Below are 22,371 nucleotides of genomic sequence, written 5' to 3'. Positions count from 1 at the left end.
ATTTGGGTGAGCGATGAAAGACTGGAGCCGGCCTATGCGGCTGGCGGCACGCTGTTCGGCATCACCAGCGCCACCAGCACCGGCCGGTTGCTGCGGTTCTCGAGCTGGCGCTTTTCGCCGGGTGCGAAGCGGCAGCTGTCGTAGGGGCCGAGCACTTCTTCCTGGTGCGCGCCGTCGAGCTCGCCGACCACATGGAGCTGGCCTTCGAGCACGAGGTAGAGCTTCTCCATCGGCGAGCCGTCGAGCCCGGTGCGGCCGCCGGGCAGGATCTGGCTCATGCCCATCCACATCTGCGTCGAAGGCCCGGCCTCCTTGCCTTGCAGGCGGAGGCAGCGCATGTCGAAATGGTTGGGCGCCTCGTAGTGCGGCGCCTCGCTGAAACGGGTCACGTGCATGGCGGTGTTCCTTGGGTTGTTCGATTCAGGGGCGCAGCACGACGCGGTCGGTGCTGCCCGAGAGCACGAGGCGGTAGGCGTCCATCGCTTCGTCGAGCGCGAAGTGCCGCGCCACCGGAAAGGGCTTGAGCGTGCCGCGTTCGAAGCCTTCCCGCATCGCGTCGAGCTGGGCGGTGGAGGCCACGCAGTCCATCGCGAGCGAGTCGATGCCCACGAAGGTGTGCATGCCGCGGTAGAACGCGAAGATGTCGAAGGGCACGGCGCGTTCGTGCGTGGCGATGAAGATCTGCGTCGCGCCCTTGGCCATGGCCTTGTTGGCGGCCTCGAAGTAGGCGCTGCCGACGGTGTTGTAGACGATGTTCGCGCCGCGCCCGCCGGTGAGCTCGCGCACCTGCGCGCCCACGTCGGCATGGTGGCGCGCATCGATCACGTCGACCGGCCCGCACGCGAAGCCCTCGAACGGACCGGCGCGGCGTTGCACCGCGATCACGCGCGCACCAGCCTGCGAGGCCAGCTGCACCGCCGCCTGGCCGACCTTGCCGTTGGCGCCGAGCACCAGCACGGTCTGCCCGGCCTGCGGCATGCCGCAGCGTCTGAAGCCTTCGTAGGCGGTGACGAAGGGCACGCCCACGGCACCGGCTTCGTCCATCGAGATGCCTTGGGGCTTGGCGCGCAGCGCGGCCTCGGGCAGCACGAGATAGCGCGCATGCGAGCCGTCGCGCGTGATGCCGATGTCGCCGCCCGAGCCATAGACTTCGCGGCCGATCCATTCGCTGGGACCACTCACCACGGTGCCTGCGAAGTCGCGGCCCGGCGTGCGCGGCCACACGGCTTGCGGCATGAGGCCCAGCGCAGCCTTGACGTCGCTCGGGTTGACCGCGGCGGCGGCGACTTGCACCACGGCGTAGCCGGGGGGCGCGGTGGGTTCGGGCTGCGGCGCGGCTTGGAGCTGCAGCGCTTCGAGATTGGCGGCCTTTTCGTTCACGCGCAGTGCGCGGGAGGTGGGGGGCGTGTCGGTGCTCATGTTGCGGAGTGCTTGTGTTGTTCGGGCGTTCTTTTGTTCTTGGCGCTGTTATTCGGGGCGCTGTTGTTCAGGGCGTGTGCACAGATCACCGGGTACTCCCCTCCGCGAATGTCGCCCGGCCTGCGGCCTCCTCCTTGATTTCGCTGCGGGGAGCACCCGATGCTCTGTGCACGAGGGCACGCTCGTTGTGCATCGCTGATCAACGACTGCTCCGCATAACGCTCCCGTCGATGGGGTGCCTTGCGCAGCGAAATAAAGGAGGAGGGCGAAGCCCGGGGGACATTCGCGGAGCAAGGTACCCCGTCGGCGGGAGCGCGCCCTGAATCAGCTGGCACCAAACGCACCGCGCACCGAATAGAAAGAGTTCGCAAGTCAGCTCCCCCCACCAGGCAAACCCAGCATCGCGCGCGCCTCCCGCGGATTCGCAATCTCGCCCCCAAGGCTCAGCAGGATGTCGCGCGCCTTCGCCACCAGCTGCGCATTGCTTTCGGCCAGCACGCCTTTCTCCAGGTAGATGTTGTCCTCCATGCCGACGCGCACATGGCCGCCGAGCAGCCATGCCTGCGCAACGATCGGGAACTCCATGCGGCCGATGCCGAAGGCGCTCCAGAACGCGCCGCGCGGCAGCATGTTGCGGGCGTAGAGCAGCGTCTCGGGCGTGGGCGCGAAGCCGTACTTCACGCCGAGGACGAAGGTCCACATCGCGGGGCCGTCGAGCGTGCCGTCGGCGATGAGGTCGAGCGCAAGGTTGATGTCGCCCGAATCGAAGATCTCCAGCTCGGGCTTCACGCCCGCCTCGCGGATCACCCTGGCCATGCGGCGCACATTCTTCGGCGTGTTCATCACCACGTCGGGGCCCGAGTTCATGGTGTTGAGATCGAGCGAGCACACGTCGGGCCTGATCAGCGCGATGTGCTCCACGCGCTTCTCGGGCGGCAGCAGCGTGGTGCCGGGCGCGGCGATCTTCGGATCGTCCTCGCTCGGAATGAAGCGCCCGCCGGGGCCGGTCGTGAGGTTGATGACCAGTTCGCGATTGCCGCGCCGGATGCGGTCGACCACCTCGCGGTACAGCTCCACCTCCATCGACGGCTTGCCGGTCTCGGGATGGCGCACATGGATGTGCACCTGCGCCGCGCCGGCCTCGGCCGCGGCCAGGCATTCGTCGGCGATCTGCACCGGCGTGATCGGCAGGTGCGGCGTCTGTTCGGGCTTCACGAGGTTGCCCGTGACGGCGCAGGTGATGAGCGTCTTGGCGGTGCTCACAGGTGGCGCCCTCCGTCGACCACGATGCGCGTGCCGGTGACGAAGCGCATCGTCGTTGCGAGCGCCTCCACCGCGGCGGCCACGTCGTCGGGCTTGCCGATGCGCCCGAGCGGCGTGGTGCTCGCCATCTTGCTCGCGAACTCGGCGCCGCGGCCTGGCACGAAGCCCGATTCGACCGCGCCCGGCGAGACGGACACCACGCGCACCGCCGGCGCCAGCGCCTTGGCCAGTGCATCGCCCACCACGTCGAGCCCGGCCTTGGCCGCGACATACGCGAGATTGCTGCCCACGCCCGTGAAGCCGGCGATCGACGAGATGTTGGCGACGAGCCCGTCGCCGCTGTCCTTCAGCATCGGCGCGAAGGCGCGGATGGTTGCGAACACGCCGCGGAAGTTGGCGCGCACGATGTCGTCGATGAGTTCGTCGGTCAGCGCATCGAGGTCGCCCGCGGGAACGGGCTGCGTGTGCCCGGCGCTGTTGACGAGGATGTCGCAGCGCCCATGCGCGGCCTTCACCTCGGCGGCCGCGGCCTCCAGGCTCGGCGTGTCGACGATGTCGGCACGGATCGCCGCGTGGCGCTGTCCGCTGGCGGAGGGCAGGGCGGCCGCGCGGGCCGCCGCATCGTCGCCCTTGCGGTGCAGCAGCACGCAGGTGGCGCCGAGCGTTGCAAGGCGCACCGCCGTCGCATAGCCGATGGCGCCAAGGCCGCCGGTGATGACGGCGACCTTGCCGTCGAGTCGGGAAACAGGATCGAAGCTCATGGGATGCAAGCGTGGTGGGTTCAGGGGATGGGTGGACGCGGAAACTTCATCTCGCCCGGTTCGAGCTGGAAGTCATACTGCAGCGTGGCGCTCTGGCCGTCGGGCGCCAGCGCGAAGCAGCCGATCAGCCGCTGCGTCACGCCGAAGGTCGGGTCGCTCTCGAGGTTCTGGTCGTCATCGGCGAACACCTGCGTGACCAGCACCTTGTGGCCCGGCTTGCTCACCATGAAGTGCAGGTGCGCGGGCCGGTTGGGGTGGCGCTGCTGCGCGCGCAGCAGCACGCCGCAGGGCCCGTCGGTCGGCACCGGATAGCCGGCCGGCCGCACGCTGCGGAAGTGGAAGCGCCCTTGCGCATCGGTCGTGAAGCGGCCGCGCAGGTTCATGTCTTCCTGCGCCGGGTCCTGGTTTTCGTAGAGGCCGATCGGCGAGGCCTGCCACACGTCGACCGTGGCGCCGGCGATCGGCTCGCCCCGCGCATTGCGCACCGTGCCCGCCACCGCGAGCGGCAGGCCCGGCGTGCCCGAGCGCGCGATGCTGTCGCCCAGCGCGCAGGCCGGCGAATTCGCGCGCCAGAACGGGCCGAGCAGCGCGGCCGGCGATTCGCCGTGCGGGTCCTGGTTGTTCTGCAGCGCCACCACGGTGGAGATGCCGAGGATGTCGGCCGCCAGCACCACCTCGTTCTTCTTCTCGCCCGTGGCCTGGCCGATGGCGACGATGAATTCGAGCGCCTGCTCGAACTCCTCCTCGCTCAGCTTCACCTCCCGGACGAAGGCATGCAGGTGGCGCGTGAGTGCGTTCATCACGGTGCGAAGGCGCGCATCGGGTGTGCGCTCCATGGCTTGGAGCGCGAAGCCCAGCACCGAGTCGGGGGAGGTGGCGATGTTCATGGGAGTCTCGTCGGATGTTTGTGCAATCGTTTGCATGATCTTAGTCCAAACCGGCAGAAAGTAAAATGACCCTGTTGGCGAACCTGGGAATGCCGGAAAGCCGTTCCAGCGCTCCGCACAAGCGACAATCGTTTGCACTAATCAGTCATGAGCACCACCCCGCCTTCTTCCCCCGTGACCATCCGCGACGTTGCCCGCGCGGCCGGCGTGCATGTGTCGACGGTGTCGCGCGCGCTCAGCCCCGAGAAGCGCTCGCTGATCAGCGACGAGGTGCTGCGCGTGGTGGAGGAGGCCGCGCAGCGCCTGGGCTACCGGCCCAACCGCGCGGCCTCGGCGCTGCGCACGGGCCGCACCCACACCATCGGCGTGCTGGTGCCCGACATCACCAACGCGGTGTTCCCGCCGATCCTGCAGGGCATCGAGGCCAGCGCGGCGGCGCGCGGCTACTTCGTGTTCGTGACCAACGTGGTCGACCCCGCGCTCGCGCGGCCGGTGCTCGAGCGCATGCTGGCGCAGCGCGTCGACGGCGTGATCCTGGCCACCGCTACGCGCGACGATCCGCTGGTCGACTTCGTCGCCAAGGCCGGCATGACGGCGGTGCTGGTCAACCGCGCCGACGAGACCGGCCGCCTGCCGGCCGTGGTGAGCGACGACCGGCTCGCGATGAAGCTCGCGGTCGACCACCTCGTGGGCCTGGGCCACAAGCGCATCGCGCACCTGGCCGGGCCGCAGAACATTCCCACCGGCGTGGGCCGGCGCCTGGGCCTGGAGCAGGCGCTGCGCGACCACCGAATGAAGCCGCTGCGCGTGGTCGAGTGCGAAAGCTACAGCCGCGAGGCCGGCGCGGCCGCCATGCGGCAGATGCTCGAGGCCGGCCCGGCTCCGCAGGCCGTGGTGTGCTGCAACGACCTCGTGGCGCTGGGCGCCTACGACGCACTGCGCGAGGCCGGCCTGCGCGTGCCGAAGGACATCTCGGTCACCGGCCACAACGACATGCCGCTGGTCGACATGGTCGACCCGCCGCTCACCACCATCCGCCTGCCGCACCGCGAGCTCGGCTGGCGCGCGGCCGAGATGCTGTTCGAGGAGATCGACGGCCGCGCCATGTCGGCATCGACCGTGGTGCTGCGGCCCGAGCTCGTGGTGCGCAAGTCGACCGGCGCGCCTTCCGTGCGCTGATCAGCGGGGCAGGGTTTTCTTGCGCGCCGCCGGCCGCCGCGGCGGCCTGGCTTCGAGCACCAGCTCGGCCGGCAGCGTGTCGTTCCACGATTCGGTGAAGTAGGCGCGGTCGCTCGGCACCAACTGCGGCAAGGCTTCGCGCAACGAGCCCAGCGACTGCTCGGCCGCCTTCAGGTCGCCCGCATGCGCCGCATACCAGGCGTGCTCGAACAGCAGGCTGCAATGCTGCAGGCCGGGGTAGCGGCGCCGGCCGGCCTGGTGGTCGGCCAGCCGCGCCTGTGCCACCCCGACCCAGCGCGCGGGCCAGTGCGCGGTGTCGAAGGCATCCGCGAGCGGTCCGGCGAGCTGCGAGATCGCGGCCGGGTCCAGCGGCTCCTGCGCGCGGAACTGCGCGAGCGTGGGCTGCGGCTCGGGCCGGCAGTGGCCGCGCGCGATGCGCATCAGGTAGATCGCGTTCCAGGCCGAGCGGCCCTGGCCGTCGGTGTGGCCGCAGAGCCATTCGCTGAAGGCGATCCACTGCACTGCGCGGCGCGTGGTGTCGGCATGGCCGTCGTGCGCGAGCGCCGGCAGGTCGGACAGGCCCACGCGGTCGAACAGCCACGCGGCCATGCCCATGTTGGCGGCCACGTGCTGCGCGGCGTCGAAGGAATGCGACTCGAAGGCCGCGGCCAGCGCTTCGCCGAAGCGCTGCAGCGACTCTTCGGCGAGCGCTGCGGCGGCTGGCTTGTCGTCGGCGGAGAGCCCCAGCGCGCGCGAGCGGCACACCAGCGCCCACAGGTTGCACCACTCGAAGCGCACGTCGGGGTGGTGCCGCAGCACCAGGCTGCGCGCCGCATCGTTCGCCATGCCGCCCAGCAGCGACTGCGCGAGCGGCAGGTCGCGCGCGGTGTAGGCGCACCAGGCCGAGACGATGCATTCCATCGCGCCCAAATAGTCGTTGCCTGCCACGTGGTGGGCCAGGCGCTGCTTCTTGAGGGCCTGCAGGCGGCGGCGCGCCTGCTCGTTGTCGCCGAGGCGGCGCCACAGCATGGCCTCGTTGAGCGTGACCAGCGCGCGCTGGAAGTCCGTGGCGGCCAGCGTGCCGGCCAGGCGGATCGACTCCAGCGCACTGGGCGGCGACTTGGCCGGCGACCCGGCCGCGCCGCCGCCCGCCACCGGCGCCATCAGCCGGCCTTGCCGCGCCGCCTGTTGCGCGGCCACCAGCTGCTTCCAGAACGCTGCGTCCTGCAGGTGCACCGCATCGGGTGGCGCCGAGCCGGGCGCACCCGCGCGGGCCTTGCGCGAACGCAGGCCCAGGAAGGAAGCCACTTCGGCGGCCGTGGCCGCGCGGCCGCCCACCAGCATGCGCACGCGCTTCGCCTCGGCGGGGGGCAGCCAGAACGGCCCCTGGCTGCGCCGCTCGGCATTCAGGAAACGCGGCTCGCGCTGCGTGTCCTCGCCCCAGCCGACCTCGATGTGCCAGGCCTTGAAGTCGCGGAACGCGCGGCTCACGACCATGCGCAGCGTGCTCGCATCGGAGACTTCGCCGCGCAGGTCGGCCAGCCGCACGAGGCCGCCTTCGGCATCGTGCGCGTGCTTCATGCGTGCGAGCAGCCAGAGCGACTGGAACGCCGCGCGCTGGCCGTTGACCGATTGCGGCGAAGTGAGTTCGATGGAAAGCGGGGTGGGGGCGGCGGTTTGGGGCACGCCCCGGATTGAACCTCAAATCCGGTGGTCAGCGATGCCGGTCGAGCAATCCGGCCACCTCGCTGCGGCCGATGCCCAGGTCGCGCAACTCGTGCTCGCTCATGCCGGCCAGGTGCCGCGCGTCCGCGTGGGCGCGGCGGCGCTCCGCGGCGCGACGGCGCCAGCTGCGCAGGGCATGCATCAGGCGTTGATGAAAGGGCGAGTGCGTCGGCGCTGTCACGATGGGTCTCCTTGTGGGGAGCGCTCATCTTGCGGCGGTGCGTGCTATTGTGGAAGTTGAGATTTCTGACACCTTCAATCAGTATTCCTGATGCGACAGCTCAACCTCGACCAACTCCGCACGCTCATCGCCATCGCCGATCTCGGCACCTTCTCGGCGGCGGCCAAGGCGCTGCACCTTGCGCAGCCCACGGTGAGCCTGCACATCAGCGAACTCGAATCGCGCCTCGATGCGCAGCTGGTGGTGCGCGGCAATCGCCGCGTCACGCCCACGGCGGCCGGCGCGGCGCTGGTCGAGCGCGGGCGCAAGCTGCTGCGCGACACCGACGATGCCGTCGAGGCCGTCAAGCGCCAGGCCGAAGGCCGCACCGGCCGCGTGCGGCTCGGCACTTCCACCGGCGTGGTGGTCGACCTGCTGCCGCAGGTGCTCGAAGCGCTGGGCGCCCGGCATGCGGGCATCGACGTGGAGGTCAGCATCCTGGGCTCGTACGAGGCAATGGCGCGGCTGGCCGCCGGCACGCTCGACATCGGGCTGGTCGCCATGCCGCAGCCGCCGCTGCGCGAACTGGTCGTCACGCCCTGGTGCGACCAGGCCATGATGGCCTTCGTGCCGCAGCGCTGGAAGGCGCCCAGGCGCGTCACGCCGGCCTGGCTGGCCGCGCAGCCGCTGATCTTCAACGACGCCACCACCCACATGTACCGGCTCTCGATGGAGTGGTTCGCCGCGGCCGGCTTCGCGCCGCGTGCGCGCATCGAGCTCAACTACGACGCCGCGATCCGCAGCCTGGTGGCGGCCGGCTACGGCGCCGCACTGCTGCCGCTGCAGCAGACCACCGATGCGGCGCTGAACGAGCGCATGCAGATCCTGCCGATCACGCCCAGGCTCACGCGCCGCTTGGGCATTGCGCACCGCCAGCGCGCCCTGCTCGATGGCGCCACGCAAAGCGTGCTGCAGGTGCTGACGGCCTTTCGCCAGGTCTGATTTCAGCTGCGGGCAGCTTCGTTCGGCAGGCCCTCGATCGGGCATTCCGCCGTGCCGATGGTGCTGCGCGTGAACGACTCCACCTGCTCGCGCGCGCCCTCGGGGTCGTTGATCCACTGCTTGTAGAAGTCGAACGGGCAGGCCGCCACGCCCTTGTCGCCGTCGCCCGAATGGATGACGCCGGTGTAGCCGCGGTGCATCAGCTTGAACAGGTGGTTCTGCGACTGGCCGTTCCTGCGCGCATCGCGGATCAGGCCCATCGAGAGTTCGGCGTAGTTGATGCCCATTTCCTCCTCGCCGCATTCGCCGAGCGTGCGGCCGTCGAAGCCGATGATGGCCGAGTGCCCGAAGTACGAGTACACGCCGTCGAAGCCCGCCGCATTGGCCACCGCCACGTAAGTGTTGTTCATGAAGGCCATGGCCTTGGACACCAGGATCTGCTGCTCCTTGGCCGGGTACATGTAGCCCTGGCAGCGGATGATCAGTTCGGCGCCGCGCATCGCGCAGTCGCGCCAGATCTCGGGGTAGTTGCCGTCGTCGCAGATGATCAGGCTCATCTTCATGCCCTTGGGGCCGTCGCTCACGTAGGTGCAGTCGCCCGGGTACCAGCCCTCGATGGGCACCCACGGCATGATCTTGCGGTACTTCTGGACGATCTCGCCCTGGTTGTTCATGAGGATCAGCGTGTTGTAGGGCGCCTTGTCCGGATGCGCCTCGTGGCGCTCGCCGGTCAGCGAGAACACGCCCCATACATTGGCGCGGCGGCAGGCGTCGGCAAAGATGGCGGTCTCCTCGCCGGGGATCGCGGAGGCGGTGTCGTACATCTCCTTGGTGTCGTACATGATCCCGTGCGTCGAATACTCGGGAAAGATCACCAGGTCCATGCCCGGCAGGCCCTTCTTCATGCCGACCAGCATCTCGCCGATCTTGCGCGCGTTGTCGAGCACCTCGGCCTTGGTGTGCAGGCGGGGCATCTTGTAGTTGACGACCGCGACTCCCACGCAATCATTGCTGCTCGAAATATCACCATGTCTCATGACGCTGCTCCTGGAGGGTGGTTGAGAAAAAACAAGAAAGCCCGAGCCGGTGGTCGACCGGTTCGGGCTTGTTCCTGGGGGCAGCGGCGGGTGTCGTCGAAGCCGATTGTTCTCAACTCAGCGCGAGCTGCACATACGTCATTTCGCTGATTGCGAACGCGCGCTCAGCGCGGCCGCGCGTAATCGGATTCGATCCAGGCGGCGGCGCTGCTTGCCGTGAGCCTGAAGGCGGGCGAGACATTGACGCTGGCGAGTTCCGAGTCGTCGGCATCGTCGTAGGCCGTGAGCGTGGCCGAGGGGCTGTCCTCGTCGGGCACGATGGCAAGGGCCACGCGCACGCGCTGGTCATTGCGCGCCGTCACCGTCACGCTCTTGTTGAGCGTGGCGTGCAGCTGCTGCTCGTGGCGGCGGATCACCTCGGCGGCGGTCTTCACAAGCGTGGAGAAGGCGGGCCCGTCGAGCGGCTTCGGGTTCTTCTTGTCGCGGCCCATGGTCCAGGGGCCGACCAGCGCCGGCTCGGGGTCGCCGTGGCGCGTCATCTCGACGGCCCAGCCGTCGTCTTCCTCGTTCTTGATGACGCGGGCGGTCCATTGGCCATCGCGCCAGAGGCGGGGTTCCTGCAGGGGGAGGGTGTCGGAGTCGGTGGAGTCTGTGGCTTCGGTCATTCGGATGCTCGGGTTCGTGCGTGGCCCATTTTCGCCCGGGCCTGCGCCCCGGGCCACACGCGCCGCTCAGAAGACCGACAGCCCGGTCCGCGCCACGAACAGCTCGAGCGCCTTCATGCCGAGCAGCGAGTTGCCCGTCGCGTCCAGCGCGGGCGACCACACGCACAGCGTGAGCCGATCAGGCACCACGGCCACGATGCCGCCGCCCACGCCGCTCTTGCACGGCAGGCCGATCGAGAACGCCACGTCGCCCGCGGCGTCGTAGGTGCCACAGGTGAGCATCAGCGCGTTGATGCGCCGCGTCTGGCGCTCGCCGGTCACCTCGGCCTGGCCGTCGATCGGATGCGCGCCGTCGCGGCACAGGAAGGCCGCCGCGCGTGCGAGCTGGCGGCAACTCATGCGCAGCGCGCACTGGTGAAAGTAGGTGTCGAGCACCACGGCCACATCGTTGTCGATCTTGCCGAAGCTCTTCATGAAGTTGGCGAGCGCAATGTTGCGAAAGCCGGTCGCGGCCTCGGAGCGCGCCACCTCGTCGTCGAACGCAATCGGCTCGCCGCACAGGCTCCCCATCAGCGCAAGAATGTCGGCCTTGGCGCTGCCGCCAGCCTGCAATGCCTGGCTCACGAGCCGGTCGGCCACCGCGATGGCGCCCGCATTGATGAACGGATTGCGCGGCTTGCCCTGCTCGTTCTCCAGCTGCACCAGCGAGTTGAACGGGTTGCCCGAAGGCTCGCGGCCGATGCGCTCCCACAGCGCGTCGCCCATGCGCTGCATGGCCAGCGTCAGCGTGAAGAGCTTGGACACGCTCTGGATCGAGAACGGCGTTTCGGCATCGCCCGCGAAGGCCTCGGCGCCGTTGCAGGTGCGCAGCGCAATGCCGAGCTGGCGCGCATCGATGCAGGCCAGCGCCGGGATGTAGCTGGCCACCGTGCCGGCGGTGCCCAGCAGCGGCCGCAGGGTGGTGACGATGTCGTCGAGCACCGGCTGGAAGTCCGCGTCCTTCATGCCCGTGCCTTTCGCCGGTTGACCATCACGATGCCCAGGCCCACGCCCGCCAGCGCCAGCATCAGCTGCAGCGTGAGCGGTTCGCCGAGCAGCACCACGCCGAACACCAGCGCGAACAGCGGCGTCAAAAAGCTGAACGACGACATCTGCGTGGCCGGGTAGTGCCGCAGCAGCCACATCCAGGTGAGATAGCTCGCGAAGGCGCCGATCACGGTCTGCAGGCCGATCGAGGTCCAGGCCCAGGCCGAATACGAGAAGCCCCAGCTTTCGCCGAGCGCCAGCGACAGCAGCGGACACACGGCCGCGGTCACGGCCACCTGGTAGAACAGGGCCTTCTCGGCGCTCGCGGTGGCAAGCCGCGTGGTGCGCAGCGCCAGCGTGGTCAGGCCCCAGAGCATGCCGCCGACGATCGCCATCGCATCGCCGAGCAGCTGGCCCGAGCTCGAGTGTCCGAAGCCTTCGCTGAACGCGAACAGCACCGCCGCAAAGGCGATGCCCAGCCCCAGCCACTGCAGGCCGCGCAGCCGCTCGGCCGGCACCCAGCGCGGCAGCAGCAGCGAGACCCAGAACGGCGCGGTGTAGAGAAACACCGTGAGCCTGGAAGCCGAGGTGTGCTGCAGCCCCAGGTAGATGCAGGCGAACTCGCCCGCGAACAACAGGCCCACGAGCAGCCCGCCCGGCAGCGTGCCGTCGCGCTCGAACAGCGGCACGCGGCGCCACAGGCACCAGAGCCACAGCAGCGCCACGGCGCCCGCCATGCGCACCGAGGCCTGCCAGAGCGGCGGCACTTCGGCGACGGTGGTCTTGATGAGGATCTGCTGCAGGCCCCAGAACGCGCAGCATGCGATCAGGAGGCCGATGGCGAGGGAGTCGAGATGGGTCTTGCGCTGGATCATTCGTCGCGTTGTTGTTGTTCGTTCACCGGCCGGCCACGGGATACGGCGGCTTGCCCCGCGTGCCGACCATCAGGTCGGTCACCACGGTCTCGACATCGGGCACCGCGCGCGCGGCGCGTTCGAGCTTCCTGGCCACCGCGGCCGAGGGCACGCAGCCTTGCAGGTAGACCCAGCGCCGCTGGATCATCACCCACACGCTCGCCTTCTGCACGCCCGGCACGGCCGAGAGCGCGGCGCGCACCTTGGGCGCGAGCGGCTTGTCGTAGCGGTAGGCGTTGCTGTCGGTGCATTGGCCGGCAAGCCAGCAGCTGGTGCCGCGCTCCAGCCGCGAATGAGTCTGGGCGCGGCGCTCCTCGGCGGTGTAGAACGGGCCTTCGGGCATGGCGCAGGCGGGCAGGCCGGCGGAAACCTGGAAGAAGGGATCGTCGAACCAGTTCTGCTTGAGCGGTGCGGCCGGCTCCTGCGCCGCCACGTTCTGCGCAACCAGCAGCAGCGACATGCACATGAACGCGGCGCCGCGGCTCACAAGGGATGTTCCGTGTAGAAGCGCCCGCCGTGGAACAGCAGCGGCGAGGCGCCGGCGTTGTGGGTGCAGCGCTCCACCTCGCCCACGAAGATCACGTGGTCGCCTTCGTCGTAGCGGCTGCGGTTGAAGCACTCGAAGCTCGCGGCCGCACCGGCCAGCACCGGCGCGCCGCCCAGGCCTTCGGTGAAGGCCACGTCGGCCCAGCGGTCGATGTTCTTGGTGGCGAAGCGCTCGGCCAGCCCCTTCTGGTTGGCGGCCAGGATGTTGATGGCGTAGTGCGAGCCGGTGCTGAGCGCCGGCATCGAACCGGCCGCGCGCGCCAGGCTCCACAGCACCAGCGGCGGCGCAAGCGACACCGAATTGAACGAGTTGGCCGTGAGGCCGACCAGCGCGCCCTCGGCCGAGCGCGCGGTGACGATGGTCACGCCGGTGGCGAACATGCCGAGCGCTTCGCGGAATTCTGCGGGCGAAAAAGTAGGGGGCTTGGCCCGGCGGGAGGTGGTCACGGAAGAGGCTGTGCGTTAGGCGGCGGAGGACCATTTTGGCTCAGCGCACGGCGCGCTGCTCGGCCGGGTGGCATCGCCCCGCCCGCGAGGGCCGGTTTCGCGGCGCTCAGCCGAAGAACCAGTAGCACACCGCAATCGCCGCCACCACGCCCGCCAGCTCGGCCGCGAGCGCGCAAGAAACCGCATGCCGCGCGCGCTGGATGCCGACCGCGCCGAAGTACACCGCCAGCACGTAGAAGGTGGTTTCGGTGCTGCCCTGGATGGTGGCTGCCACCAGCGCGGGGAAGCTGTCCACGCCCTGGCTCTTCATGGTCTCGATCAGCATCGCGCGCGCCGCGCTGCCCGAGAAGGGCTTGACCAGCGCGGTGGGCATGGCGTCGACAAAGCGCGCATCCCAGCCGCCCGCGCTCACCAGCCAGCGCAGGCCGCCGAGCACGAAGTCCAGCGCACCCGAGGCGCGCAGCACGCCGACCGCGCACAGCATTGCCACCAGGTAGGGCAGCAGGTTCTTCGCGATGTCGAAGCCTTCCTTCGCGCCCTCGATAAAACATTCGTACACCTTGATGCGGCGGACCGCGCCGGCCAGCAGGAACACGATGATCACGCCGAACAGCACAAGGTTGCCCATGAGCGAGGAGAGCGACGCAATCGCCGCCGCCGAGAGCGTGCCCAAGAGCGCCATGAAGCCGCCCAGCAGCAGCGCGGCCGGCACCAGGTAGGCCAGCACCACCGGGTCCCACAGCCGCAGGCGCTGCGCCACGGCCACGGCGAGCAGGCCCACCAGCGTCGATGCGCTGGTGGCCAGCAGGATCGGCAGGAACACCATCGTCGGATCGCTCGCGCCCTGCTGCGCGCGGTACATGAAGATCGTCACGGGCAGCAGCGTGAGCGAAGACGCGTTGAGCACCAGGAACAGGATCTGCGCGTTGGTGGCCGTGACCGGGTCGGGGTTGAGCCGCTGCAGCTCGCGCATGGCCTTGAGGCCGATGGGCGTGGCCGCGTTGTCCAGGCCGAGCGCATTGGCCGCGAAGTTCATCGTGATGAGCCCCAGCGCCGGATGCCCCGCGGGCACGCCCGGCATGAGCCGCCTGAAGAGCGGGCCGAGCAGGCGCGCGAGCCAGCCCACCAGCCCCGCGGCCTCCGCGATGCGCAGGAAGCCGAGCCACAGCGTGAGCGTGCCGAACAGCAGCACCATCACCTCGACCGCGAGCCGCGCCATCGCGAACAGGCTTTCGACGATGGCCGCGAAGACCGCCGCATCGCCGCCCACGAGCCAGCGCCCGAGCGCCGCCAGCATCGCCACCCCGAAGAAACCCAGCCACAAGCCGTTGAGCACGCGTGTCCTTTTTCCTTTTTTTGTGAGGGCGATCATAGGGCTGTGCCAGAGCCCGCCCCGCGGGCTACAGTGCGGGCCATGGCAGCCTCTTCCCCGATCCGCAGGCTCGCGGCCCTAGTCTGGGCCGCCGTGGCGCTGGCGTGGCTGGCGGGCTGTGCGGGCCTGCCGCCGCCGCAGCCTCGCGCGCCGGCCATGGCCATCACCGACGTCGCGGACACTGCGCTCGGCCAGCTGGCGCGGCAGCGCGCGCCGCAGGAGTCCGAATCGCTGTCGGGCTTCCGGCTGCTGCCGGAGGCGGCCTTTGCCTTCGACGCGCGCATTTCCCTTGCGCGGCATGCCGAGAAGTCGCTCGACGTGCAGTACTACCTGATCCAGAACGACGACGTCGGCCTGCTGCTGCTGCGCGAACTGCGCGAGGCCGCCGCGCGCGGCGTGCGGGTGCGCCTGCTGGTGGACGACCTGTACACCGCCGGCGAGGACGAGGTGTTCAGCGCGCTCTCGGCCTTTCCCAACGTCGAGGTGCGGCTGTTCAACCCGCTGCCTTCGCGTGCCGACTCGTTCGCGCTGCGGCTGCTGTTCTCGCTGGGCGACTTCGGCCGCATCAACCACCGCATGCACAACAAGCTGCTGGTGGCCGACAACAGCTTTGCCGTCTCGGGCGGCCGCAACATCGCCAACGAATACTTCATGCGCGGCACGGCGGCGAACTTCATCGACATGGACGTGCTCTCCTGCGGACCGGTGGTGCGCCGGATGTCCGAGGGCTTCGACCGCTACTGGAACAGCGAGCATGCCTGGCCCATCGAGCGCATCGTGCCGCAGCGCATGGCGGCCGAAGAGGCGCACAAGCGCTTCGACGCCCTTGCGGCCGCCGCGCTGCCCGACGTGCGCATTCGACCGCGCGACGTGCTGGACCATTCGCCCGTGGGCGAGCAGCTCGCCACCGGCAAGCTCGAGCTGCAATGGGCGACGTCCACGCTGTTCGTGGACGACCCCGCGAAGATCACGCGCACCTCGGAGGCCGCCTACGAGGGCAGCGTGACCGCCGGCGCGCTCGGCGTCATCAATTCGGCCAAGCGCGAGGTCAAGATCGGCTCGCCGTACTTCATTCCCGGCGCGCGCGGCATGGCGATGATGAAGCAGGCCATCGAGCGCGGCGGGCGCATCACCGTGGTGACCAACTCGCTCGGCGCCACCGACGAGCCGCTGGCCTACGCGGGCTACGAACGCTACCGCGCCGACATGCTGAAGATCGGCGTCACCATCTACGAAATCGCGCCCCGGCTCACCGGGCGCTCGGGGCGCTTCGGCGATTTCGGCCAGTCGATCAGCCGGCTGCATGCCAAGCTCGCGGTGATCGATGGCGAGCGCTTCTTTGTCGGCTCCATGAACCTCGACCGCCGCTCGGCCGCGGTGAACACCGAAATGGGCCTCGTGATCGACAGCCCGGCGCTCGTGGCCGACTACGAAAGGCTCATGAGTGGCGAGCGCGTGAGCCTGGGCTACCGGCTGCGGCTCGCGCCGGGCGGCCGCCGCGTGCAATGGCTCGAATACGACGACGCCGGCGGCGACATCGTCCACGAGGACGAGCCCGGCGAGTTTCTGTGGCTGCGCTTCAAGAACTGGCTGCTGCTGCCGATCGTGGGCGAGGAGCTGCTGTAGGGCCGCTGTAACGCGCGCTCAGGGCACCTCGATCAGCAGCTCCGGGCGAAAGCCTTCCTGTTCGCCCTTGCCCTTGTAGCCGAGCGGGTTGGCGACCACGCGGCAGCCGTCCTTCACGTAGTCGAAGGGGCAGTGCAGGTGGCCGTGCAGCCAGAGCCGGGCGCGCGGCAGCAGCGCATCGAGCGAATTGCAGAAGCCGGCCGTGCCGGGCGTGAGGCCGTAGCGCGGATCGGCGCTCGCAAGGCTGGGCGCGAAATGCGTGATGGCGACCGTGGTGCCGTCGAAAGGCTCGGCCAGCGCCTGTTCGAGCCAGGCCTGGCAGGCCAGCGCCTGCTCCCGCATGGCGCCGGCCATGAAGGGCTGGCCGTGGCGCACCGTCGCGGCTTTCTCAAGATAGAAGTCGGCCGCGCGCATTGCCTTGCCGCGCTTCTTGAGCGCGTCGGCCAGGCCGTCGGTGGGCGCCACCAGCGCATCGAAGTCGGCCCAGAGCGTGGTGCCGACAAAGCGGATGCCGTCGATCACCAGGGTCTCCCGCTCCAGCCAGAGGATGCCCAACTCCTGGCACAGCGCGCGCAGGCGCTCGTGGGTCTGGTCGAAATCGGTGTTGTCGTACTCGTGGTTGCCCGGCACGTACATCACGGGCACCGGCCAGCCGTTGCGGGGCGAAAAGCGGCCCAGGCCGAAGTCGGGATCCGTCAGGCGCGAGCCTTCCTGGTAGGAGCCGATGTCGCCCGCCAGCACCAGCATGTCGGCGCCGGGCACGGGCTCGGCGTGGAAGCGGGGGTGGGACTCCAGGTGCAGGTCGGACAGCAGTTGCAGCTTCATTGGAACCAGTCTAGGGGAATCAGCCCATGCATAAAGCGCATGAAGTGTGGCTTTCAATATTAGGGATAACCCCTATTCTTGGAACATCAACCACTCCAGCGCAGCCAAGAGCCGCGCACTGTCATGTTCAGCCTCATTGCCCAAGTGGCCCGTTTCTTCCGTTCTTCCGCCGCCAGCGCCCCGGCCAGCCCCGCCGCCGCGCTGATGGAAAGCGCCGATGTCCGCGCCGGCCGCGGCGCGCACCACGCGCAGGAACTGCGCGCAGCCGCCAGCGCCTGGCTCTCGGTCATCCGCTGAAAAACCCCGGTCATCCGGGCACCTTCTGCCCGAGGACCGAATCCGCAAAAGCCGCCGCGGCGGAGCGCAGCAGCGCGGTGCGCAGCCACTCGTGCGCATGCCCGTGCTGCGCGCGCCGGTGCCAGATGGCATCGACGTGCACCATCGGCTGGTCGAAGGGCAGGTCGCGCAGCACCAGCTGCTCGTCGATGCCGGTCACGGTCACGAAATGGCGTGGCAGCACGGTGAGCAGGTCCGAATTGGCCACCACCCGGCCGGCCGTGAAGAACTGGTTCACGGTTACCACGATGCGCCGCTCGCGTCCCAGCGCGCCCAGCGTCTGGTCGATGAAGCCGTAGGGGCGCCCCGAAAAACTCACGAGCAAATGCCGCGCGGCGCAATAGTCGTCCAGTGTGAGCGGCGCATTGGCCAGCGGATGGCCGCGCCGCATCACGCAGACGTACTGCCCCAGGTAGAGCCGCTGGGTCTCGAAGGCCACGCCCACCCCCGACTGCCCGCGCGCCGCCAGGCTCGCGATCACGGCCGGAAAGTAGCCGATCGCCATGTCGACTTCCTCCTGCTCGAGCATCCGCCGCGGATCGCGGGTGGTCAGCGGCAGCACGCGCAGCGAGATAGCGGGCGCTTCCTTCTCCACGATCTGGACCAGCCCCGGAATGAGCTCGGCGGCGGTGGCGTCGGCCATGGCCAGCAGGAAAGTGGTGTCGGCAGTCGATGCGTCGAACTCGCCCGGCGCCAGCGTGTGCTGCAGCTGGCGCAGCGCGTCGCGCACCGTGGGCCAGAGCGCCAGCGCGCGCGGCGTGGGCTCCACGCCCGCGCCGGAGCGGCGCACCAGCTCGTCCCCGAGCACCTCGCGCAGGCGGCGCAGCGCATTGCTCACCGCGGGCTGGGTGATCGACAGGTTGCGCGCGGCGCGCGTGAGGTTGCGCTCCGCCATCACTTCGTCGAAGACGCGAAGCAGGTTGAGATCGAGTGTGCGGAAGTTGACGTCCATCAGTGATGTGAATGATAAACATCAGAAAGATAAAGTGGCAAAACACTAGGGCAAACCCTAATATCTCCCCATCGGCACTCGCCATTCATCCCACGGAGGGATTCATCATGACCAGCTTTGTCCACGTAGACCAACCCACTGTCCATCCCGGCGTGCAGCGCGCCGAGATCCTGTTCGGCCAGCTCAAGGCCGCACGCGCCGGCGCGAACGGTTCGCGTCCGCTGATCGCCCTGCTGATCGTCGCCGTTGCCGCGGCGGTGATGGTGGTGGCCGACAAGCTCGTTTCCAACTGGGACGAAGGCGCGCTGCTCGCGGCCTGGGCCGTGCTCTGCGCTGCCGCCTTCGGCATTGCCGCGCTGTTCGCCGGCTCGCTGCGCGCTCCCCTGGCCCGCGTGGGTGCCGCCTGGAACGCAGCCGCCCAGCGCCGTGCCTCGGCCCGCGCCGACGCCCGTTTCCTGGAAACCGCCAGGAACGACCCGCGCGTGATGCAGGAACTGCAAGCCGCCACCTGGCGCGAGCAGTCCGAAGGCAAGGTTTCCGTCGCCACTGCCGCCAAGGTGGACGCACTGACCCGCGTGGCCGCACGCTCCAGCGAAGCGCGCATGCCGACGCTCTACGAAGCCATGCGCCGCATGAACAGCTCGCGCTACTACTGATCGAACGGCGCCAGCCGCCGGCCGACCCATGAAAAAGCCGCCCATCGGGGCGGCTTTTTTGCGTGTGCGGACAGGCCGCACAAGACCTGGGGACCGGCGTCAGGCCGCCAGGCGCTGCTCGATGGCCGCCTTGGTTTCCGGCAGTTCCTTGGGCAGGTGGTGCGCCAGCTGCTGGAACAGCTCGGCATGCAGCTTGAGCTCGGCCTGCCAGGCGGCCTTGTCCATGCTGGTGACGGTGGCGAACTGCTCGGCGCTGAATTCCAGGCCGTTCCAGTTGAGGTCTTCGTAGCGCGGGCTCACGCCGGTGATGTGCTCGGTGCCCTTGGCGGTGCCTTCGACGCGGTCGATCATCCACTTGAGAACGCGCATGTTCTCGCCGTAGCCGGGCCAGGCGAACTTGCCGTCGGCACCCTTGCGGAACCAGTTGGTGGTGTAGATCTTCGGCAGCTTGGCGCCCGAGGCCTCGAGCTTCTTGCCCAGGTCGAGCCAGTGCTGGAAGTAGTCGCTCATGTTGTAGCCCGTGAACGGCAGCATCGCGAACGGGTCGCGGCGCACCACGCCCTGCTGGCCGGCGGCCGCGGCGGTGGTTTCGGAGCCCATGGTGGCGGCCATGTAGACGCCTTCGACCCAGTTGCGGGCCTCGGTCACGAGCGGCACGGTGGTCGAGCGGCGGCCGCCGAAGATGAAGGCGTCGATGGCCACGCCCTTCGGGTCGTCCCAGGCGTCGTCGAGCGCCGGGTTGTTGGTGGCGGCCACGGTGAAGCGCGAATTCGGATGCGCGGCCTTGGCGCCGGTTTCCTTGGCGATCTGCGGCGTCCAGTCCTTGCCCTGCCAGTCGATCAGGTGCGCGGGCAGCGAGCCGGTGTCCTGCTCCATGCCTTCCCACCAAACGTCGCCGTCGTCGGTGAGCGCGACGTTGGTGAAGATCACGTCATGGTCCAGGCTGTCCATGCAGTTCGGATTGGTCAGCATGTTGGTGCCGGGCGCCACGCCGAAGTAGCCCGCCTCGGGGTTGATCGCGTAGAGGCGGCCGTCCTTGCCGGGCTTGATCCAGGCGATGTCGTCGCCGATGGTCGTGACCTTCCAGCCCTCGAAGCCGGCGGGCGGCACCAGCATCGAGAAGTTGGTCTTGCCGCAGGCGCTCGGGAAGGCCGCGGCCACGTGGTATTTCTTGCCCTGGGGATTGGTCACGCCCAGGATGAGCATGTGCTCGGCCAGCCAGCCTTCGTCGCGGCCCATGTTGGAGGCGATGCGCAGCGCGAAGCACTTCTTGCCCAGCAGCGCATTGCCGCCGTAGCCCGAGCCGTAGCTCCAGATCTCGCGCGTTTCGGGGTAGTGGACGATGTACTTGGTCTTGTTGCAGGGCCAGGCCACGTCCTTCTGGCCCGCTTCCAGCGGCGCACCCACGGTGTGCACGCAGGGCACGAATTCGCCGTCGGCGCCGAGCACCTCGTACACGGCCTTGCCCATGCGGGTCATGATGCGCATGTTGACCGCCACGTAGGGGCTGTCGGAAAGCTCGATGCCGATGTGGGCAATCGGCGAGCCCAGCGGGCCCATGCTGAACGGCACCACGTACATCGTGCGGCCCTTCATGCAGCCGTCGAACAGCGGCTGCAGCGTGGCGCGCATTTCGGCCGGGGCCATCCAGTTGTTGGTGGGGCCGGCGTTTTCCTTCTTTTCGGAGCAGATGAAGGTGCGGTCCTCGACGCGCGCCACGTCGCTCGGGTCGGACACCGCGAGGAAGGAGTTGGGGCGCTTGGCCGGATTGAGCTTCTTGAAGGTGCCCGCGTCGACCAGCTGCTGGCAGAGGCGGTCGTACTCTTCCTTGCTGCCGTCGCACCAGTGAATGGCCTCGGGTTTGCAAAGCGCGGCCATGTCGGCCACCCAGGCAATCAGTTTTGCGTTCTTGACGTATGAGGGTGCCTGGATGGCGAGGCCCTGCATCGTGGGTGCGTTCATCGGAAATCTCCTAAGTTGAAAAATCGTCTTTCCGAACGGGACGCCGCGCCTGCTGGCGCGGAGGTCCGTTTGAGAAAACGTTTTCGCTTCGGGAGACTGCGTCAACGCGGGCCGCACGACCCGCGGACGAAGACGCAAATGGCTGTCAGGCCAAGTAGACGGCGATGGATGCCAGGAGCAGCATCAGCACGCCGCCAGCCAGCGGGAGCACGAGCGGCATCAGGTGCACGATCGATTCGACGGCGTCTTTTTCAACGGCGGCGGCGTGGCCGGGCTCGACGGGAGTAGGGTTGGACATTGATTACCTCGAATACTCAAATACGGAAAAACTGCGGCCATTTTACCGGCGGCCCCCGGCGCCGCGGTCTAGGGGGTTGCGAGCCCCTTCAGTGCTGCTCCTCGGCCTCGAAGCCGGCGTCGTGCAATGCGCCCAGCACGCTGGCCAGGTGGGCCCGCCCGCGGGTCTGCAGCACCAGCTCGATGTCGACGTTCTGGGCTGCCAGCATGGTAAACGCTCTTTGATGATGAACCTCATCGACGTTAGCGCCCGCTTCTGCCACAGTGGCCGTGATCTGGGCCAAGGAGCCCGGCACGTCGCGCGCACTCACGCGCACGCGCGCCAGCCGGCCGGCCCGCACCATGCCGCGTTCGATGATGGCCGCCAGCAGCAGCGGGTCGATGTTGCCGCCCGACAGCACCAGGCCCACGCGCTTGCCCTTGAAGCGCGCCGGATGCCGGATCAGCGCCGCCAGGCCGGCCGCGCCTGCGCCCTCGACCAGGGTCTTCTCGATCTCGAGCAGCATCAGCACGCCCTGCTCGATGTCGCCTTCGTCGACCAGCAGCAGGTCGTCCACGTGCTGGGCGATGATCTCGCGCGTCAGCACGCCGGGCGTTCCGACCGCGATCCCTTCGGCGATGGTGCTCTTGCCCTGCAGGTGCTGGGTGCCTTTGACGGCATTCACCATGCCCGGAAAGCGCGTGGTCTGCACGCCGACGATCTCGATGCCGGGCTTGCGCTCGCGCGCCGCGATCGCCATGCCCGCGATCAGCCCGCCGCCGCCGACCGACACCACCAGCGTGTCGAGATCGGGCACCGCATCGAGCATTTCGAGCGCCACCGTGCCCTGGCCCGCGATGATGGCCTCGTCGTCGTAGGGGTGGACGAAGGTCAGCCCCTCGCGTTCGGCCAGCTCCAGCGCATGCGCGCGCGCTGCGTCGAGCGTGTCGCCGTGCAGCACCACCTCGGCGCCGAAGCCGCGCGTGCGCTCGATCTTCACGCCAGGCGTGAAGCGCGGCATCACGATGAGCGCGCGCAGGCCGAGCCGCTGCGCGTGGTAGGCCACGCCCTGGGCATGGTTGCCGGCCGACATGGCCACCACGCCCCGCGTCGCTTCCTGGCCGTCGCGCGTGTCGGCCTCCAGGAGATCGACCAGCTTGTTGCACGCCCCCCGCTCCTTGAACGAGGATGTGAACTGCAGATTCTCGAACTTCAGGTAGACCTGCGCGCCCACGATCTCGGAGAGCGTGCGCGATTCGACGCAGGGCGTGTTGAGCACCTGACCCTCGAGACGCGCCGCGGCGCGCCGGATTTCTTCGATTCCGACCATGGCG

24 protein-coding genes are annotated in these 22,371 nt (G+C 69.0%); 5 read left to right on the top strand and 19 right to left on the bottom strand.

Features of this window, described 5'->3' with window-relative positions:
• Nucleotides 1–32 precede the first annotated feature (32 nt).
• From VPA02S_RS11645 to VPA02S_RS11625, 5 genes are all read right to left on the bottom strand, one after another.
• Nucleotides 33–395, bottom strand: coding sequence for a cupin domain-containing protein (locus VPA02S_RS11645; RefSeq protein WP_012745291.1), 363 nt, complete (start codon nucleotides 393–395; stop codon nucleotides 33–35).
• 25 nt (nucleotides 396–420) lie between these two features.
• Nucleotides 421–1,419 carry a quinone oxidoreductase family protein gene (locus tag VPA02S_RS11640; protein WP_012745292.1) on the bottom strand — a complete coding sequence of 333 codons (999 nt, stop codon included), beginning with the start codon at nucleotides 1,417–1,419 and terminating at the stop codon, nucleotides 421–423.
• A 372-nt stretch (nucleotides 1,420–1,791) separates the two neighbouring features.
• The gene (locus VPA02S_RS11635) at nucleotides 1,792–2,682 is read right to left on the bottom strand and encodes a beta-keto acid cleavage family enzyme (RefSeq protein WP_018906670.1); all 891 of its coding nucleotides are present in this window, start codon (nucleotides 2,680–2,682) and stop codon (nucleotides 1,792–1,794) included.
• Nucleotides 2,679–3,443 (bottom strand): SDR family NAD(P)-dependent oxidoreductase, encoded by a 765-nt coding sequence (locus VPA02S_RS11630; RefSeq protein WP_012745294.1) that lies wholly within the window; start codon nucleotides 3,441–3,443, stop codon nucleotides 2,679–2,681. Before VPA02S_RS11630 ends, VPA02S_RS11635 begins: the two co-directional genes overlap by 4 nt.
• A gap of 20 nt (nucleotides 3,444–3,463) precedes the next feature.
• Entirely contained in the window at nucleotides 3,464–4,366 is a 903-nt protein-coding gene (locus VPA02S_RS11625; RefSeq protein WP_174545059.1) for a dioxygenase family protein, read from the bottom strand.
• Nucleotides 4,367–4,477: 111 nt separating this feature from the next.
• Between VPA02S_RS11625 and VPA02S_RS11620 the strand changes: the two genes are divergently transcribed.
• Nucleotides 4,478–5,509, top strand: coding sequence for a LacI family DNA-binding transcriptional regulator (locus VPA02S_RS11620; RefSeq protein ID WP_012745296.1), 1,032 nt, complete (start codon nucleotides 4,478–4,480; stop codon nucleotides 5,507–5,509).
• Here the strand turns inward: VPA02S_RS11620 and VPA02S_RS11615 are convergent, their stop codons facing one another.
• Together VPA02S_RS11615 and VPA02S_RS11610 are read right to left on the bottom strand one after the other, a co-directional pair.
• Nucleotides 5,510–7,195, bottom strand: a complete 1,686-nt coding sequence (locus tag VPA02S_RS11615; RefSeq protein WP_012745297.1) for a hypothetical protein — start codon at nucleotides 7,193–7,195, stop codon at nucleotides 5,510–5,512.
• Between the two features lie 28 nt (nucleotides 7,196–7,223).
• A complete protein-coding gene (locus tag VPA02S_RS11610) occupies nucleotides 7,224–7,415 on the bottom strand; it encodes a YjiS-like domain-containing protein (RefSeq protein ID WP_012745298.1) in 192 nt (63 codons plus the stop codon).
• Nucleotides 7,416–7,505: 90 nt separating this feature from the next.
• Between VPA02S_RS11610 and VPA02S_RS11605 the strand changes: the two genes are divergently transcribed.
• On the top strand, nucleotides 7,506–8,396 hold the full coding sequence (locus tag VPA02S_RS11605; RefSeq protein WP_012745299.1) for a LysR family transcriptional regulator: 891 nt from the start codon (nucleotides 7,506–7,508) through the stop codon (nucleotides 8,394–8,396).
• 2 nt (nucleotides 8,397–8,398) lie between these two features.
• Here the strand turns inward: VPA02S_RS11605 and VPA02S_RS11600 are convergent, their stop codons facing one another.
• From VPA02S_RS11600 to VPA02S_RS11570, 7 genes are all read right to left on the bottom strand, one after another.
• Nucleotides 8,399–9,433 (bottom strand): aliphatic amidase, encoded by a 1,035-nt coding sequence (locus tag VPA02S_RS11600; RefSeq protein ID WP_012745300.1) that lies wholly within the window; start codon nucleotides 9,431–9,433, stop codon nucleotides 8,399–8,401.
• A gap of 164 nt (nucleotides 9,434–9,597) precedes the next feature.
• Nucleotides 9,598–10,098: a hypothetical protein gene (locus VPA02S_RS11595; RefSeq protein WP_012745301.1), complete on the bottom strand. Its 501-nt coding sequence runs from the start codon at nucleotides 10,096–10,098 to the stop codon at nucleotides 9,598–9,600.
• Between the two features lie 66 nt (nucleotides 10,099–10,164).
• The gene (locus tag VPA02S_RS11590; protein WP_012745302.1) at nucleotides 10,165–11,103 is read right to left on the bottom strand and encodes a glutaminase; all 939 of its coding nucleotides are present in this window, start codon (nucleotides 11,101–11,103) and stop codon (nucleotides 10,165–10,167) included.
• Nucleotides 11,100–11,999, bottom strand: coding sequence for a DMT family transporter (locus VPA02S_RS11585; RefSeq protein WP_012745303.1), 900 nt, complete (start codon nucleotides 11,997–11,999; stop codon nucleotides 11,100–11,102). The genes VPA02S_RS11590 and VPA02S_RS11585 overlap by 4 nt, the downstream gene beginning before the upstream one ends.
• Before the next feature lie 22 nt (nucleotides 12,000–12,021).
• Nucleotides 12,022–12,525, bottom strand: a complete 504-nt coding sequence (locus VPA02S_RS11580; RefSeq protein WP_244883451.1) for a BON domain-containing protein — start codon at nucleotides 12,523–12,525, stop codon at nucleotides 12,022–12,024.
• Nucleotides 12,522–13,031, bottom strand: coding sequence for a flavin reductase family protein (locus tag VPA02S_RS11575; RefSeq protein ID WP_012745305.1), 510 nt, complete (start codon nucleotides 13,029–13,031; stop codon nucleotides 12,522–12,524). Before VPA02S_RS11575 ends, VPA02S_RS11580 begins: the two co-directional genes overlap by 4 nt.
• 106 nt (nucleotides 13,032–13,137) lie before the next feature.
• Entirely contained in the window at nucleotides 13,138–14,367 is a 1,230-nt protein-coding gene (locus VPA02S_RS11570) for a nucleoside recognition domain-containing protein (RefSeq protein WP_012745306.1), read from the bottom strand.
• A 78-nt stretch (nucleotides 14,368–14,445) separates the two neighbouring features.
• Here VPA02S_RS11570 and VPA02S_RS11565 point away from each other — a divergent pair, with 78 nt between their 5' ends.
• A complete protein-coding gene (locus VPA02S_RS11565; RefSeq protein WP_012745307.1) occupies nucleotides 14,446–16,029 on the top strand; it encodes a phospholipase D family protein in 1,584 nt (527 codons plus the stop codon).
• 18 nt (nucleotides 16,030–16,047) lie between these two features.
• On the opposite strand, the gene VPA02S_RS11560 is transcribed toward VPA02S_RS11565, so the two are convergent.
• On the bottom strand, nucleotides 16,048–16,854 hold the full coding sequence (locus VPA02S_RS11560; RefSeq protein ID WP_012745308.1) for a metallophosphoesterase: 807 nt from the start codon (nucleotides 16,852–16,854) through the stop codon (nucleotides 16,048–16,050).
• A 123-nt stretch (nucleotides 16,855–16,977) separates the two neighbouring features.
• Between VPA02S_RS11560 and VPA02S_RS31975 the strand changes: the two genes are divergently transcribed.
• Nucleotides 16,978–17,151 carry a hypothetical protein gene (locus tag VPA02S_RS31975; protein ID WP_012745309.1) on the top strand — a complete coding sequence of 58 codons (174 nt, stop codon included), beginning with the start codon at nucleotides 16,978–16,980 and terminating at the stop codon, nucleotides 17,149–17,151.
• A gap of 10 nt (nucleotides 17,152–17,161) precedes the next feature.
• Here VPA02S_RS31975 and VPA02S_RS11555 read toward each other — a convergent pair whose 3' ends face one another.
• Nucleotides 17,162–18,142, bottom strand: a complete 981-nt coding sequence (locus tag VPA02S_RS11555) for a LysR family transcriptional regulator (RefSeq protein ID WP_012745310.1) — start codon at nucleotides 18,140–18,142, stop codon at nucleotides 17,162–17,164.
• A gap of 107 nt (nucleotides 18,143–18,249) precedes the next feature.
• Between VPA02S_RS11555 and VPA02S_RS11550 the strand changes: the two genes are divergently transcribed.
• Nucleotides 18,250–18,798, top strand: coding sequence for a hypothetical protein (locus VPA02S_RS11550; RefSeq protein WP_012745311.1), 549 nt, complete (start codon nucleotides 18,250–18,252; stop codon nucleotides 18,796–18,798).
• 99 nt (nucleotides 18,799–18,897) lie between these two features.
• Here VPA02S_RS11550 and VPA02S_RS11545 read toward each other — a convergent pair whose 3' ends face one another.
• The 3 genes from VPA02S_RS11545 to VPA02S_RS11540 form a co-directional block, all read right to left on the bottom strand.
• The gene (locus VPA02S_RS11545) at nucleotides 18,898–20,760 is read right to left on the bottom strand and encodes a phosphoenolpyruvate carboxykinase (GTP) (protein ID WP_012745312.1); all 1,863 of its coding nucleotides are present in this window, start codon (nucleotides 20,758–20,760) and stop codon (nucleotides 18,898–18,900) included.
• A gap of 145 nt (nucleotides 20,761–20,905) precedes the next feature.
• Nucleotides 20,906–21,058 (bottom strand): hypothetical protein, encoded by a 153-nt coding sequence (locus VPA02S_RS31970; protein ID WP_012745313.1) that lies wholly within the window; start codon nucleotides 21,056–21,058, stop codon nucleotides 20,906–20,908.
• 88 nt (nucleotides 21,059–21,146) lie between these two features.
• Nucleotides 21,147–22,367, bottom strand: coding sequence for a threonine ammonia-lyase (locus VPA02S_RS11540; RefSeq protein WP_169804833.1), 1,221 nt, complete (start codon nucleotides 22,365–22,367; stop codon nucleotides 21,147–21,149).
• Nucleotides 22,368–22,371: the final 4 nt, after the last annotated feature.

The organism is Variovorax paradoxus NBRC 15149 (assembly GCF_001591365.1).
Taxonomy (GTDB): Bacteria; Pseudomonadota; Gammaproteobacteria; order Burkholderiales; family Burkholderiaceae_C; genus Variovorax; species Variovorax paradoxus.
This window is presented reverse-complemented; position numbering and strand designations above follow the sequence as displayed.